Here is a 12,844-nt window from a genome sequence, read left to right on the forward strand (position 1 = left end):
ATTATGGCTTTGGACATCCTCATAGTCGACGACGAGCGCGACATCCGCGAGCTGGTCGCGGGCGTGCTCGAGGATGAGGGCTTCGAGACCCGCACCGCCGGCAGCAGCGACGAGGCGCTGCAGGCGCTCGCCGACAGGCGACCTTCGCTGCTTTTGCTCGACGTCTGGCTGCAGGGCTCGAAGCTGGACGGCCTGCAATTGCTCGAGGCGGTGAAGAGCCGCGACGCGACCCTGCCGGTGCTGATGATCTCGGGCCACGGCAATCTCGACACCGCGGTCGCCGCCATCCGGCAGGGCGCGGTCGACTTCATTGAAAAGCCGTTCGAGGCGGGCCGGCTCGTCCATCTCGTCCAGCGCGCGACCGAGACCGAGCGGCTGCGGCGCGAGAATGAGGCGCTCAGGCAGCAGATCGGCACCGAGATGGAGCTGACCGGCTCCTCGGCCGCGATCAACAATGTCCGCGCGACGCTGAAGCGGGTCGCCGCGACCGGCAGCCGCGTCCTGATCTCCGGCCCGGCCGGAGTCGGCAAGGAGGTGGCCGCGCGCCTGCTGCACAATTGGTCGGGCCGCGCCGACGGCCCGTTCGTCGTCGTCACCGCAGCGCGGATGACGCCCGAGCGGGTCGAGGAGGAGTTGTTCGGCGTGGAGGAGGGGGGCGAGATGGCGCGCCCCGGCCTGCTCGAGCAGGCGCATGGCGGTACGCTGTTCCTCGACGAGATCGCCGACATGCCGATCTCCACGCAGGGCAAGATTTTGCGCGTGCTGACCGACCAGAGCTTCACCCGGGTCGGCGGGCAACGCACCGTCAAGGTCGACATGCGGGTGATCTCGTCGACCTCGCGGGATCTGCCTGAGGAGATTGCCGCCGGCCGCTTCCGCGAGGATCTCTACTACCGGCTCAACGTCGTGCCGGTGCACCTGCCGGCGCTGGCCGACCGGCGCGAGGACATTCCAGCGATCGTCGAACATTTCGCGGCGCGCTACGCCGCAGACCAGCGCGTGCCGACGCCGCGCATCTCGGACGACGCCATGGCCGCGCTCCAGGCCTATGACTGGCCGGGCAATGTCCGCCAGCTCAGGAACATTGTCGAGCGCACGATCATCATGGCGCCGGGCGAGCGGATCGGCTGCATCGAGATTGACATGCTGCCGCCCGAAATCCTCAACGACCAGGCGCAGCTCACCCCGAACGAGGCGGTGAAGGCGATCATGGGGACGCCGCTCCGGGAGGCGCGCGAGACGTTCGAGCGCGAATATCTGCGCGTCCAGATCCGCCGCTTCTCGGGCAACATCTCCCGCACCGCCAATTTCATCGGCATGGAACGGTCGGCCCTGCACCGGAAGCTGAAGGCGCTCGGCCTCGCCGACACGCGCGGGGAGGGGGGCGAATAGGGGCGCACCGGCCCCGGTTGGCGAGCGCCCCCGAGGCGTGATATTGGGACGCTGCGGACCTGCCGCCAATAAGACCCGGAAAGAGAGCGCAATGCCCGAAAAGGTCAACAACCTGCAGGACATGTTCCTGAACAGCCTCCGCCGCAGCAAGACCCCGGTGACCATGTTCCTGGTGAAGGGCGTGAAGCTGCAGGGGATCATCACCTGGTTCGACAATTTCTCCGTCCTGCTGCGCCGGGACGGGCAGGCGCAGCTGATCTACAAGCATGCCATCTCGACGATCATGCCGGCCCAGCCGATCGACCTCGGGGGCCTGCAGGAGGCCTTCGCTGCCCAGCTCGAGAAGAAGAAGCCGACCCTGCTGCAGGAGGTCTTCCTGACCGCGGTCAGGAAGTCGGGCGAGCATGTCACCATGTTCCTGGTGAACGGCGTCATGCTGCAGGGCGAGATCGGCGCGTTCGATCTGTTTTGCATGCTGCTCGAACGCGATGGTCTTTGTCAGCTTGTCTACAAGCACGCCATTTCGACCGTGCAGCCCGAGAATCCGGTGAACTTCCAGGAAGCCCAGGCCGAGGAGTGAGCGGCTGAGCGTTTTCAACCGGGATGCGGAGAACGAGGTCACCCGCGGCGCCCGCGCCGTCATCGCGCTGCCCGACCTGGGGCGCGAGAGTCGGCGCGACCCCGGCGCGCGCCTCGACGAGGCGGCAGGCCTGGCCGAGGCGATCGGCGTGGCGGTCGAGGAGAAACTGCATTTCCGGATCCGCGCGCCGCGCCCGGCCACCCTGTTCGGGCCCGGCCAGGTCCAGCAGATCGCCGACGCCGTCATCCAGGCCGAGGCGGAACTGGTCATCGTCGACGCCGCGATCACCCCCGTCCAGCAGAAGAACCTCGAGGACGGCACCAAGGCCAAGGTGATCGACCGCACCGGCCTGATCCTCGAGATATTCGGCGAGCGCGCGGCGACCGCGGAGGGCAGGCTGCAGGTCGAGCTCGCCCATCTCGACTATCAGGCCGGGCGGCTGGTCCGCTCCTGGACCCACCTCGAGCGGCAGCGCGGCGGCTTCGGCTTCCTCGGCGGCCCGGGCGAGACCCAGATCGAGGCGGACCGCCGCCTGATCCGCGACCGCATGGCGAAATTGCGCAGGGAGCTGGACCAGGTCAGCCGCACCCGGAGCATCCACCGCGAGCGCCGCCAGCGTGCGCCCTGGCCGGTGGTCGCGCTCGTCGGTTATACCAATGCGGGAAAATCGACCCTGTTCAATCGCTTGACCGGATCTGACGTCATGGCGGAAGATCTGCTCTTCGCCACGCTGGATCCGACGCTCAGGCAGATCGGCCTGCCCGGCATCGACAAGGTCATCCTCTCCGACACGGTCGGCTTCGTCTCGGACCTGCCGACCCAACTCGTCGCCGCGTTCAAGGCGACGCTCGAGGAGGTGGTCTCGGCCGATCTCCTCCTGCACGTGCGCGACATCGCCCATCCCGACAGCGAGGCGCAGCGCGCCGATGTCGAGGCGGTGCTGAAGGAGATCGGCGTCGCCGAGACGACGCCGCGCATCGAGGCCTGGAACAAGCTCGATTTGCTCGGGGAAGAGGAGAAGGCGGCGGTCCGGGCCGAGGCCGCGCGCCGCGAGGATGTCGTGACCCTCTCTGCACTGAGCGGGGAAGGGGTCGGGGCGCTGCAGGCGCATGTCGCCGCCCGCCTCACTGCCGGCCATCAGCGCTACACGATCGCGCTCGACGCGGCCGACGGCGCGGGCGCCGCCTGGCTCCATCAGCATGGCGAGGTGCTGGACCAGCGGGTCGAGGGCGACAGGATCGACTATGAAGTGCGCATGGCGCGCGCCGATTATGAGCGGTTTCTGTCCCGGTAAATTGAATAAATACGGATAGTTATTCGGCGGACTTCGCGCGCTGCCAAAGTTCTTCCTGCGCTTCCAGGTCGAGCGAGGCAAAGGCCTCGCCGACATCGGTTTCCATGGCCCGGAAACGGCGCTCGAACTTGGCATTGGCGGCGCGCAGCGCCTCTTCGGCGTCAACGCCCAGCTTCCGCGCCCAGTTGACCGTCGCGAAGAGCAGGTCGCCAATCTCCCCGGCGCGCTCGTCCGGGGCCGCGGCCTCGACCTCGGCCAGTTCCTCGTCGATCTTGGCGCGGGCGCCGGACGGGTCGGGCCAGTCGAAGCCCGTGCGGGCCGCGCGCTTCTGCAATTTCTCGGCGCGCATGAGCGCGGGGAGGGCAGAAGCGATGCCGTCCAGGGCGCTCGCATGGCCCCTGGCGCCGCGTTCCTCGGCCTTGATCTGCTCCCAGAGATGATGACCGCCCTGGTCCGCGGCGCCGAACAGATGCGGGTGGCGGCGCTCCATCTTGTCCGAGATCGCCCGCGCGACGTCCGCGAAATCGAAATGGCCGGCTTCCTCGGCCATGCGGGCATGGAAGACGACCTGGAGCAAAAGGTCGCCGAGCTCGTCCTTCAGCTCGGCCATGTCGCCGCGGCGGATCGCGTCGTCGACCTCATAGGCTTCCTCGATCGTGTAAGGCGCGATCGTGCCGAAGGTCTGGACGCTGTCCCATTCGCAGCCCGTGACCGGATCGCGCAGCCGGGCCATGATTGCGAGCAGACGGTCGATGGGGGAGCCGGGATTTTCACGCATCAAAAAGTCCGATAATATACATTATGTAAAACTCAGAGAGAGGCGGAGGGGCTCTTCCGCTCTGCCTCATGGCCGCAGCACGAGGGTCCGCCCCTCGACGCTCCAGCGCGACAGCGTCGACAGGAAGTTCATGCCGATCACGTTGGTCTCGTCGCCGCGCGCGATGAACACGGCGAAATCGCGCCGCTCGATCGGGCCGATCTTCAGCAATTCGGCGCGGCCGCGGTCGACATGGGCGATGCCGTTGGCGGTATCGACCATGGTGCGCTCGCCGGTCGGCGCGACGCCGGCCTCGCGCGCGGTCTCCGGGCCGATCGTCGTCACCGTGGCGCCGCTGTCGATCAGGAAGCGGACGTTGCGGCCGTTGAGCTCGCCATCGGCATAGAAATGGCCGTCGTCCGACTGCGCGATGCGCAGCTCGCCGCTCTGGACCTCCTGATTGTCATTGCCGGTGATCGCCGCCCAGAGCCGGTTGCCGAGCGCCCGGAAATCGTCGCGCAGCGCGAAGATGGCGAACATCGCGCCGAAGATCAGCATCCAGGCCAGCACCATCTTCAGCGTCTGGCCGATCTTTACCCGGCGGATCGTGAACGCGCTGGCCACAGCGACCAGGATGATGAAAAGATAAATGAGATTAAGGGCTTGGCTGCCGTCCCTCATGCGGGCGCTCCGGCCTCCGCCTCGAGCCCGTCATAGCCCGGCTCGACCCCTTCGGGCAGCTCGGCGCACAAGGTTCGATAATCCATGCTGTTGTCCATATGGGTCAGGATAGCGCGCTTCGGGGCCAAAGCGCGAATCCATTCCAGCGTGTCGGCGAGATGCGGATGGGTCGGGTGCGGCCGGCGGCGCAGGGCATCGACCACCCAGAGATCCAGACCCTCGAACAACATCTTCATATCGTCGGTCATTGCATTGAAATCAGTGGAATATCCTATTGAGACGCCGCCTGCGTCGAAGCGCAGGCCGGCGCTGGTGATCTCGCCGTGCGGCTGGTCGACGGCGCGGATCGAGATGCCGCCGAGATTGATGTGATTGGGGAGGAGGTGGGGGGTGACCACCGCCGGATAGCCCCCTTTCCCCTCGAAGGCATAGGCGAAGCGCTTCTTCAGCATCGCCAGCGCCTCCTTGCGCGCATAGCCGGCCACCGGCCGCTGCCGGGCATGGTAGAGCTGCCGGAGGTCGTCGATGCCGTGGCAATGATCGGCATGGTCGTGCGTCCAGATCACCGCCTCGACGTCGCTGACCCGGGCGTCGAGCAATTGCTCGCGCAAATCCGGGCTGGTGTCGACGAGGATCCGCGTTTCGCCATAGGAGACCATGACCGAGGCGCGCCGGCGGCGGTTGCGGGGCTCGGCGCGGTCGCATTCGCCCCAATCGTCGCCGACCCGCGGCACGCCCGAGGAGGTGCCGCAGCCGAGAATCCGGACCTTCACGCTTCTGCCTTGCTGAACAGACGGTAGAAATTGGCCGTGGTCGCCTCGGCCAGGGTCTCGAGCGGCTCCCCGCGCAACTCGGCGAGGAAGCGCGCGGTGTCGGCGACGAAGGCCGGTTCGCAGGGCTTTCCGCGATGCGGCACGGGGGCGAGGAAGGGGGAATCCGTCTCGATCAGCAGTCGATCGAGCGGGACCGCCTTCGCCGCCTCCTGCAGCGCTTTGGCATTCCTGAAGGTCACGATGCCCGAAATGGAGATGTAGAGGCCGAGCGCCAGCACCTTGTCGGCAAAGTCGCGGCTGGCGGTGAAGCAGTGGATCAGGGCCGGGTAGGCGCCCTTCCCCATCTCCTCCCCGAGGATCGCCCAGGTGTCGTCTTCGGCGTCGCGGGTGTGGACGATCAGGGGCAGCTGCGTCTCGCGCGCGGCGGCGACATGATTGCGGAAGCTGTCGCGCTGCCGGGCGCGGTCGCTATGGTCGTAATAATAATCGAGCCCGCTCTCGCCGATCCCGATCACCCTGGGATGCCTCGCCTTCTCGACCAGCGTCGCGGTCTCGACGTCCGGATGCACGTCCGCCTCGTGCGGGTGGATGCCGACCGACGCCATGACGTCACGTTCCCGCTCGGCCACGCCGATCACCGCGTCCCATTCGGACGCGCGGGTCGAGATGTTCAGCATCTGCGTCACGCCCGCGCTGCGGGCGCGTTCGAGCACGCCCTGCTGGTCCTCGACCAAGCCTTTGTAGTTCAGATGGCAATGGCTATCGACGAACATGATTCAGGTATCTGCCGGCAATTCAAGCCGTGGAAAGATCGGGCTCGGCGGCGCCAGCGTGAAGCCCGAGGCGGCGAGCCGGGCATAGCGGCCCTCGTCGGCCAATGCGGGCCAGTCCCGCTCGTCCGCCGGCACGCCGAGCTGGTCGAGCAGTTTCGCCGCCGAGGCCGGGATGACGGGCTGGATGGCGATGGCGAGGTCGACGATCGCTTCGCACAGGGTGGCGAGCACAGCAGCCATCCGCTCGGGATCGGTCTTGCGCAGCGCCCAGGGCGCCTGGGCGTCGATATATTGGTTGCAGGCGAAGACCGCCCTCAGCCAGGCCTCGATGCCGAAGCTGAGCGCCAGCGCCTCGAACTGGGCCGGCACCTCCTCGCGGACTGCCTTGCGGACCAGGGCGAGGAGCTCCGCATCCGCGGGGTCGCCCTTCCCTTCCGGGGGCAGCACCCCGTCGCAATTCTTCGCGATGAAGCTCAGCGTGCGCTGGGCGAGATTGCCGAAGCTGTTGGCGAGATCCGCATTGACCTTGGTCACGATCGCCTCGGCGCTGTAGCCGCCGTCCTGGCCGAAGGTGACCTCGCGCAGCAGGAAATAGCGGAGCTGGTCGACGCCGAACGCCTCGACCAGCTCGAGCGGGTCGACGACATTGCCGAGCGACTTGGACATCTTCTCGCCGCGGTGGAGCAGGAAGCCGTGGCCGAACACCCGCTTCGGGAGCGGGATCCCGGCCGACATCAGGAAAGCCGGCCAGTACACCGTGTGGAAGCGCACCACGTCCTTGCCGATGATATGAAGATCGGCTGGCCAGAATTTCCTGTAAGTCTCTGTATTGTCGGGATAGCCGACCCCCGTGATGTAATTGGTCAGGGCGTCGAGCCAGACGTACATGACGTGGTCCGGGCTGCCCGGCACCTTCACCCCCCAGTCGAAGCTGGCGCGCGAGATGGAGAGGTCGTTGAGCCCGCCCTCGACGAAGCGCAGCACCTCGTTGCGCCGCGTCTCGGGGCGAATGAAGTCGGGCTGGGCCGCATAATGGGCGAGCAGTGGCTCCTGATAGGCGGAGAGGCGGAAGAACCAGCTCTCCTCCACCGTCCAGTCGACCGGCGTGCCCTGGGGCGAGAGCTTCTCGCCGCTGTCCGCGACGACCAGCTCGCTCTCGTCATAATAGGCCTCGTCGCGGACCGAGTACCAGCCCTCGTAGCGGCCGAGATAGATGTCGCCCCGGTCCGCCATCGCCTGCCAGATCGCCTGGCTCGCTTTGTGATGGGCGGGCTCGGTGGTGCGGATGAAACGGTCGTAACTAATATTCAAGGCGTCGTCCATCGCCTTGAACGTGCTCGACATTTCCTCGGCAAACTGCGCGGGCGCAAGGCCGCGCTCGCGGGCGGCCTGGGCCATTTTCAGGCCATGTTCGTCCGTGCCGGTCAGGAAGAAGACGTCGCGGCCCCGCAGGCGCTGGAAGCGCGCGATCGCATCGGTCGCGATCGCCTCATAGGCATGGCCGATATGCGGCCGCCCGTTCGGGTAGCTGATCGCCGTAGTGATGTAGAAAGGCTCGCCCATGGCCTGAGCGCGTAGAGGGTTTGGCGCGGTGGCTCAAGCCGCGTCCCGGCCCTCCCCCTCTGCGAGCGCGGCGAGCAGGCCGGCCAGTTCGAAGACGACGCTCGTCGGGTCCAGCGAGTGTCGCTGGGCACTGCCGGCGAGGTTGGTCGCGCGCTCCCAGAGGCGGATCGCCTCGGCGCGGGCCTGGCCGCCCCGTCCCTTTGCCGCGGCGGCGATGCGCGCGGGGGCGCGGGCGAGGAAGGCTTCGTAGCGGCCCTGGGCGGCCTTGGTCGACAGGCTGGCGGCGAGCGCCGAGCGGCGGGCATTGATCGGATCGCCCTGGCGCACGAGCGCATCCATCTCCCGGTCGAGCGCATCGATGTCGAGCCCGCGCCAGGCGATCGCCCGGCCGGGTGCACCCTCGCCGACCCCGGCCAGGGCCTCGATCTCCTCCGCATCCGCATCCGGCAGCGCCGCGCGCAAGGCCGACGTCATGGCGTCGGGTCCCAGCGGCGAGAGCCGGAGCAGGCGGCAGCGCGAGCGGATCGTCGGCAGCAACCGCTCGGGCGAATGGCTGACCAGCAGGAAGAGCGTGTCGGGCGGTGGCTCCTCCAGATTCTTGAGCAGGGCATTGGCGGCATTGCGCTCGAGATCGTCGATCGCGTCGATCACCACGGCGCGGCGCGGCGAAAGCGAGGGCGTGGTCGCGAACAGGCGCTGCAGGCCGCGCACCTGATCGACGCTGATCGAGCGGGCGAGCTCGGTGCCGCCCTCTTTGGTCAGGCGCTCCAGCCGGGCGAGATCGGGATGGCTGCCGGCGGCGGCCAGCCTTGCCACCGGATGCTCGTCGGGGACGTCGAGCCCGGGCGCATGAACCGGCGGTCCGGCGCCTTCCGCGAGCAGGCGGAGCGCGGCCTTGTCGGCAAACAGCGCCTTGCCGACCCCCTCGGGCCCGGCGAGCAGCCAGGCGTGGTGAAGCCGGCCCGTGTCGAGCGCGGCGCGGAAGGCGGCGACGGCCTCTTCATGTCCGTAGAGCGGGGTCACAGCAGATCTTCGATCGCGGCGAACAGGCGCGCGGTCACCTCTTCGGCGCTGCCCGAGGCGTCAACCACGCAGTAGCGGTCCGGCGCCTCCTCGACGAGGCGCCGATAGGCCTCGGTGACGCGCCGATGATAGTCGACGGCGCGGCCGCCGATCAGGTCGGCGGCGCCCTGGTCGCGGTCGCCGGCGCGCCGGTGCGCTTCTGCTCTGGGCAGCTCAAGGAGCAGCACGCGGTCGGGCCGAAAGCCGCCGCTGCCGAACGCGTGCAGCGCCCGGATTGCGTCGAAGCCGAGGCCGCCAGCACCGCCCTGATAGGCGATCGAGCTGTCGACGAAGCGGTCGCACACCACCCAGGTGCCGTGCGCAAGGGCCGGCCGGATCGTGACGGCGACATGATCGGCGCGGGCGGCGGCGAACAGCAGCGCCTCGGCCTCCGGCGGCCAGCGATGATCGTGGAGCAGCAGGCTTCGGATCGCCTCGGCGCCCGGGCTGCCGCCCGGCTCCCGGGTCTCGATCACATCGAGGCCGCGGGCGCGCAGCGCCGCGGCAAGCGCCTTCACCTGGGTCGATTTGCCGACGCCTTCCCCCCCTTCGAGGGTGATGAAGCGGCCCGGATTCACGCGGGCGTCACGCCGCGCCGAAGAGGCTCTTCAGGCCGTACCAGATGCGGCCGAAGAAGCCGGCCTCGCCGACCTCGGTCTCGGCGACGAGCGGCATGGTCTGGGGTGGCGTGCCGTCGCCGGTCTCGACGACCAGGTCGGCGATATGCTGGCCCTGCGCGATCGGGGCGCGGACCGGGCCGGTATAGACGATCTTCGCGCGGATGTTCTGGCCGAGCCCGGCCGGATAGGTGACCGCGATCGGGCGCTGCGCGACCAGGCCGACGCTGGACACGGTCGCGCCCTGCACCTGCGCCTCGCCGATATGCTGGCCCTGGCGGAGCAAAGGCCGGGACTGCCAGGCGTTGAAGCCCCATTCCATGAAGCGCACCGATTCCTCGATCCGCTGGTTGAAGCTGGTGAGCCCGGCAACCACCATCACGATGCGCCGGCCGTCGCGCGCCGCCGAGCCGGTGAAGCCGTAGCCCGCTTCCTCGGTATGGCCGGTCTTGAGGCCGTCGGCGCCGTTGACCCGGCCGAGCAGCGGATTGCGGTTGCCCTGGGTGATCGCCTGGTTGGTGCCCATGGTGCGGCCCCAGGTGAATTCGCGCACGCCATAATAATCGCGGTAGAGCTCGGGATAGTCCCGGATGGTGGCGGCGGCGAGCGTCGCGAGGTCCCGCGCCGTCGTGTAGGTGACGCCATTGTCCGGCCAGCCGACCGGATTGCCCCAATGCGAGTTGCGCAGGCCCAGTTGCCGGGAATGGCGGTTCATCAGCTGGACGAAGGCCGCCTCGTTGCCGGAGATGCATTCGGCAAGCACCACGCTCGCATCGTTGCCCGAGAGGGTGACGATGCCGTGCAGCAGGTCGCTGACCTTCACCTGCTCGCCCGGCGAGAGGAACATGGTCGAGCCCGCCGCCGGCCCGTGCCAGCGCTGCCAGGTCTCGGGGCGGACGGTACACATCCGGTTGGGGTTGAGCTGGCCGCGCTTGATCAGGTCGAACGCCACATGGGTGGTCATCATCTTGGCCATCGAGGCGGGCGGCATGCGGCGGTCCGCGTCCTTGGCGTACAGCACCGCGCCCGAGGAGAGGTCGACCATGATCGCGGTCGTCGCCGCGGTCTCGAAGGGCGGCGCCGCGGCGCCGGCTGGCATGGCGATGAGGAGGGCCGAGGCGAGGAGGTAGAAAGGCTTGCGGGTCATGATGGTGTTGATGTCCTGACAGGTCAGCGCCCGATCGAATCGGAGAGGATGCCGACGGTGAGCGCGTAGAAGTTCGAGCAATTATAGTCGAGGATCACCCGGTAATTGTTGGTGAGCAGATAAGCGGTGGCGCCGGGCCCGTCCGGCTCCATCAAGGTCGCCATGGCGTCGGGCGGCAGCGAATTGGCAATGCCGCGCCGTTCCCATTCGCGGCCGGTCAGCCAGCGGCTGTGGCGGGCGAAGACGGCGGGGCAGCGCGGCGCGCGGAGGCGATTGGCGACCGCCTCGCGGTCGAAGCCCGAGGGGACGCGCACGGCGACGCCCCAGGGCAGGCCCGGCCGCCAGCCCGAGGCGCGGAAATAATTGGCGATCGAGGCCAGGGCATCGAGATGGCTGCGCCAGATGTCGGAGCGGCCGTCGCCGTCGCCGTCCACGGCGAGGCGCAGATAGACGCTCGGCAGGAATTGCGGATGACCGGCCGCGCCCGCCCAGCTGCCCTGCAGCTCGCTCCGCGCGAAGCCGCGCTCGACGAGGCGCAAGGTGGCGATGAACTCGGCGGTGAACAGCTCGCGCCGGCGGCCGTCATAGGAAAGGCTGGCGAGACTGTTGAGCAGGTCGAAATTGCCCATGTAGGAGCCGTAGCCGGTCTCCTTCCCCCAGATCGCGACCATGATCGTGCCCGGCACCCCGTAGCGGCGGGTGAATTCGCGAAGTTGCGACAAATTGGCCGCATAGCGGGCGCGCCCGCGGTCGATCAGCGCCCGGGTGACATGGCGCGCGCGGAACGGGGCGAAGGGAGGATTGCTGCCGCTCGGCGTGACGCCCGGCGTCCCGCCGGGCTGCGACCGGTCGAGCTGGACGGTGCGGGACGAGAAGGTCAGCGTCGGGAAGATCCGGTCCAGCGTCTCGCGGCGGATGCCGGCGCGCTCGGCCTCGGCCCTGAGCCGCGGCAGATAGGCCTGGAACCCCGCCTCGCTGAGCCCCCTGCCCTGCGCCGCGGCGGGCGCCTCGCCGAACGGCAGATCGATGGTCCCGACCCGCATGGCCGGCGTCCCCGCCAGCAGCAGGCAAGCAGCAAGCCCGAACATCCAACGCATAAGCACCCCTCGACCAAGGTCGACTCTCATATGGACCGCGGCGGAGCAAGGGGGAAGGACGGGTTTTTGCGGCTGGTTGCAAGCCTGAAGCGACCGCCACATAGTTGCCGCTTCGCGAAGGAGCCCATGCATGAGCGCTTCCCCGGTCCTCGCCGCCTTCCCCCGCCGTCCGATCGCCCTCGTCACCACGCCGAAACACCGGCGCGGCCGCCTCATCGGCCTCGCCTTCTGCCTGCTGCTCTTCGGCCCCTCGCTCTACTGGGGCGTGGTGCGCTGGAACGAGGCGAGCCTGCGCGCAGACCTGCGCGAGCGCGGCGTCATGGCCGCGGCCACCGGCGATGCCGAGGGGAGCTGCACCTCCTACCGCCGGCGGCTCAGCGGGACCGAGACGCCGAAGGGCTGCAGTTTCACGGTGACCTACACGCTGCGCCCGGAGGAAGGCGGGGGCGAGCGGCAGGCCGACGTCTGGCTCGACGGCCGCGCTCCGATCCTCACCCCCGCGGTGTGGTACGACCCGCAGGACCCGTCCCGCGCGATGCTGCGTCCGGAGATCGACCGCGATCCGAGTTTCTCGCAATGGGCGGCGCCCTTCCTCCTGCTGATCCTCCCGCTCGTCGGCCTGCTCTGGTGGTGGGCCATTGGCCGCGGCGGCCTGGCCAAGGCCGCGGCCAGCCCCGATCCGCTGATCGCGCCGATCGAGCAGGCGACCCGGCACATGCCGTCCAACTGCCTGACCATCCACTTCCGCCCGCCCGGCGCGGCGCGTGCCTCGGTCAAGGCCTATGGCCCCGGCGAGGAGCCCTTTCTCGTCCGCCCGCCCGCCGATGCGCCGCCAGACCAGCAATGGGTGCTCGCCTTGCGCTCGCCCAAGGGCCGCAGCTACGCGCTGGACGTGGGCCTCAGGGATCTGGAACTCACCGAGGCCGAGCGCAGCCGCATCTACGAGGCGGCCTGGGCCTAGCGCCCTTCCCTGCTTCGGGATAAGCGCTCTGCGTGGACAGGTGGCCGAGTGGTTTAAGGCAGCGGTCTTGAAAACCGCCGTGGGTTCACGCCCACCGTGGGTTCGAATCCCACCCTGTCCGCCACTCGGTCACTATTGTCACCGGCG

12 protein-coding genes, 1 tRNA gene and 1 pseudogene are annotated in these 12,844 nt (G+C 68.6%); 5 read left to right on the top strand and 9 right to left on the bottom strand.

Annotated features, from left to right (window positions below; genetic code table 11):
- Nucleotides 1–3 precede the first annotated feature (3 nt).
- From ntrX to hflX, 3 genes and pseudogenes are all read left to right on the top strand, one after another.
- A complete protein-coding gene (ntrX, locus tag VEC11_RS02985; protein ID WP_464128981.1) occupies nucleotides 4–1,392 on the top strand; it encodes a nitrogen assimilation response regulator NtrX in 1,389 nt (462 codons plus the stop codon).
- Nucleotides 1,367–1,972 (top strand): annotated as a pseudogene (hfq, locus tag VEC11_RS02990) (RNA chaperone Hfq); the annotation flags it as partial. The gene ntrX and the pseudogene hfq, both read left to right, overlap by 26 nt.
- 4 nt (nucleotides 1,973–1,976) lie before the next feature.
- Entirely contained in the window at nucleotides 1,977–3,266 is a 1,290-nt protein-coding gene (gene hflX / locus VEC11_RS02995; protein WP_464129682.1) for a GTPase HflX, read from the top strand.
- 19 nt (nucleotides 3,267–3,285) lie between these two features.
- On the opposite strand, the gene mazG is transcribed toward hflX, so the two are convergent.
- The 9 genes from mazG to VEC11_RS03040 form a co-directional block, all read right to left on the bottom strand.
- On the bottom strand, nucleotides 3,286–4,044 hold the full coding sequence (gene mazG / locus VEC11_RS03000) for a nucleoside triphosphate pyrophosphohydrolase (RefSeq protein WP_464128983.1): 759 nt from the start codon (nucleotides 4,042–4,044) through the stop codon (nucleotides 3,286–3,288).
- A 66-nt stretch (nucleotides 4,045–4,110) separates the two neighbouring features.
- Complete coding sequence (locus VEC11_RS03005) at nucleotides 4,111–4,647, bottom strand: retropepsin-like aspartic protease family protein (protein ID WP_464128985.1); 537 nt, start codon at nucleotides 4,645–4,647, stop codon at nucleotides 4,111–4,113.
- Nucleotides 4,648–4,700: 53 nt separating this feature from the next.
- On the bottom strand, nucleotides 4,701–5,477 hold the full coding sequence (locus tag VEC11_RS03010; RefSeq protein WP_464128987.1) for an MBL fold metallo-hydrolase: 777 nt from the start codon (nucleotides 5,475–5,477) through the stop codon (nucleotides 4,701–4,703).
- Nucleotides 5,474–6,250 (bottom strand): TatD family hydrolase, encoded by a 777-nt coding sequence (locus VEC11_RS03015; RefSeq protein ID WP_464128989.1) that lies wholly within the window; start codon nucleotides 6,248–6,250, stop codon nucleotides 5,474–5,476. The genes VEC11_RS03010 and VEC11_RS03015 overlap by 4 nt, the downstream gene beginning before the upstream one ends.
- Before the next feature lie 3 nt (nucleotides 6,251–6,253).
- On the bottom strand, nucleotides 6,254–7,813 hold the full coding sequence (metG, locus tag VEC11_RS03020; protein WP_464128991.1) for a methionine--tRNA ligase: 1,560 nt from the start codon (nucleotides 7,811–7,813) through the stop codon (nucleotides 6,254–6,256).
- Between the two features lie 33 nt (nucleotides 7,814–7,846).
- The gene (locus VEC11_RS03025) at nucleotides 7,847–8,836 is read right to left on the bottom strand and encodes a DNA polymerase III subunit delta' (protein WP_464128992.1); all 990 of its coding nucleotides are present in this window, start codon (nucleotides 8,834–8,836) and stop codon (nucleotides 7,847–7,849) included.
- Nucleotides 8,833–9,453: a dTMP kinase gene (gene tmk, locus VEC11_RS03030; RefSeq protein WP_464128994.1), complete on the bottom strand. Its 621-nt coding sequence runs from the start codon at nucleotides 9,451–9,453 to the stop codon at nucleotides 8,833–8,835. Before tmk ends, VEC11_RS03025 begins: the two co-directional genes overlap by 4 nt.
- Before the next feature lie 7 nt (nucleotides 9,454–9,460).
- Nucleotides 9,461–10,639, bottom strand: coding sequence for a D-alanyl-D-alanine carboxypeptidase family protein (locus VEC11_RS03035; protein ID WP_464128995.1), 1,179 nt, complete (start codon nucleotides 10,637–10,639; stop codon nucleotides 9,461–9,463).
- 23 nt (nucleotides 10,640–10,662) lie between these two features.
- Nucleotides 10,663–11,682: a lytic murein transglycosylase gene (locus tag VEC11_RS03040; RefSeq protein ID WP_464129683.1), complete on the bottom strand. Its 1,020-nt coding sequence runs from the start codon at nucleotides 11,680–11,682 to the stop codon at nucleotides 10,663–10,665.
- Nucleotides 11,683–11,866: 184 nt separating this feature from the next.
- Between VEC11_RS03040 and VEC11_RS03045 the strand changes: the two genes are divergently transcribed.
- Together VEC11_RS03045 and VEC11_RS03050 are read left to right on the top strand one after the other, a co-directional pair.
- Nucleotides 11,867–12,697: a hypothetical protein gene (locus VEC11_RS03045; protein WP_464128997.1), complete on the top strand. Its 831-nt coding sequence runs from the start codon at nucleotides 11,867–11,869 to the stop codon at nucleotides 12,695–12,697.
- 34 nt (nucleotides 12,698–12,731) lie between these two features.
- Nucleotides 12,732–12,821: transfer RNA gene (locus VEC11_RS03050), tRNA-Ser, on the top strand.
- Nucleotides 12,822–12,844: the final 23 nt, after the last annotated feature.

This window comes from Allosphingosinicella sp. (genome assembly GCF_035626655.1).
In the GTDB taxonomy this organism is placed as follows: Bacteria; Pseudomonadota; Alphaproteobacteria; order Sphingomonadales; family Sphingomonadaceae; genus Allosphingosinicella.

Coding starts and splice junctions, on each gene's coding strand:
- mazG (WP_464128983.1), bottom strand. CDS start 4,044: ATGCGTGAAAATCCCGGCTCCCCCATCGACCGTCTGCTCGCAATCATG.
- VEC11_RS03045 (WP_464128997.1), top strand. CDS start 11,867: ATGAGCGCTTCCCCGGTCCTCGCCGCCTTCCCCCGCCGTCCGATCGCC.
- VEC11_RS03035 (WP_464128995.1), bottom strand. CDS start 10,639: ATGACCCGCAAGCCTTTCTACCTCCTCGCCTCGGCCCTCCTCATCGCC.
- ntrX (WP_464128981.1), top strand. CDS start 4: ATGGCTTTGGACATCCTCATAGTCGACGACGAGCGCGACATCCGCGAG.
- VEC11_RS03015 (WP_464128989.1), bottom strand. CDS start 6,250: ATGTTCGTCGATAGCCATTGCCATCTGAACTACAAAGGCTTGGTCGAG.
- metG (WP_464128991.1), bottom strand. CDS start 7,813: ATGGGCGAGCCTTTCTACATCACTACGGCGATCAGCTACCCGAACGGG.
- VEC11_RS03040 (WP_464129683.1), bottom strand. CDS start 11,682: ATGCGGGTCGGGACCATCGATCTGCCGTTCGGCGAGGCGCCCGCCGCG.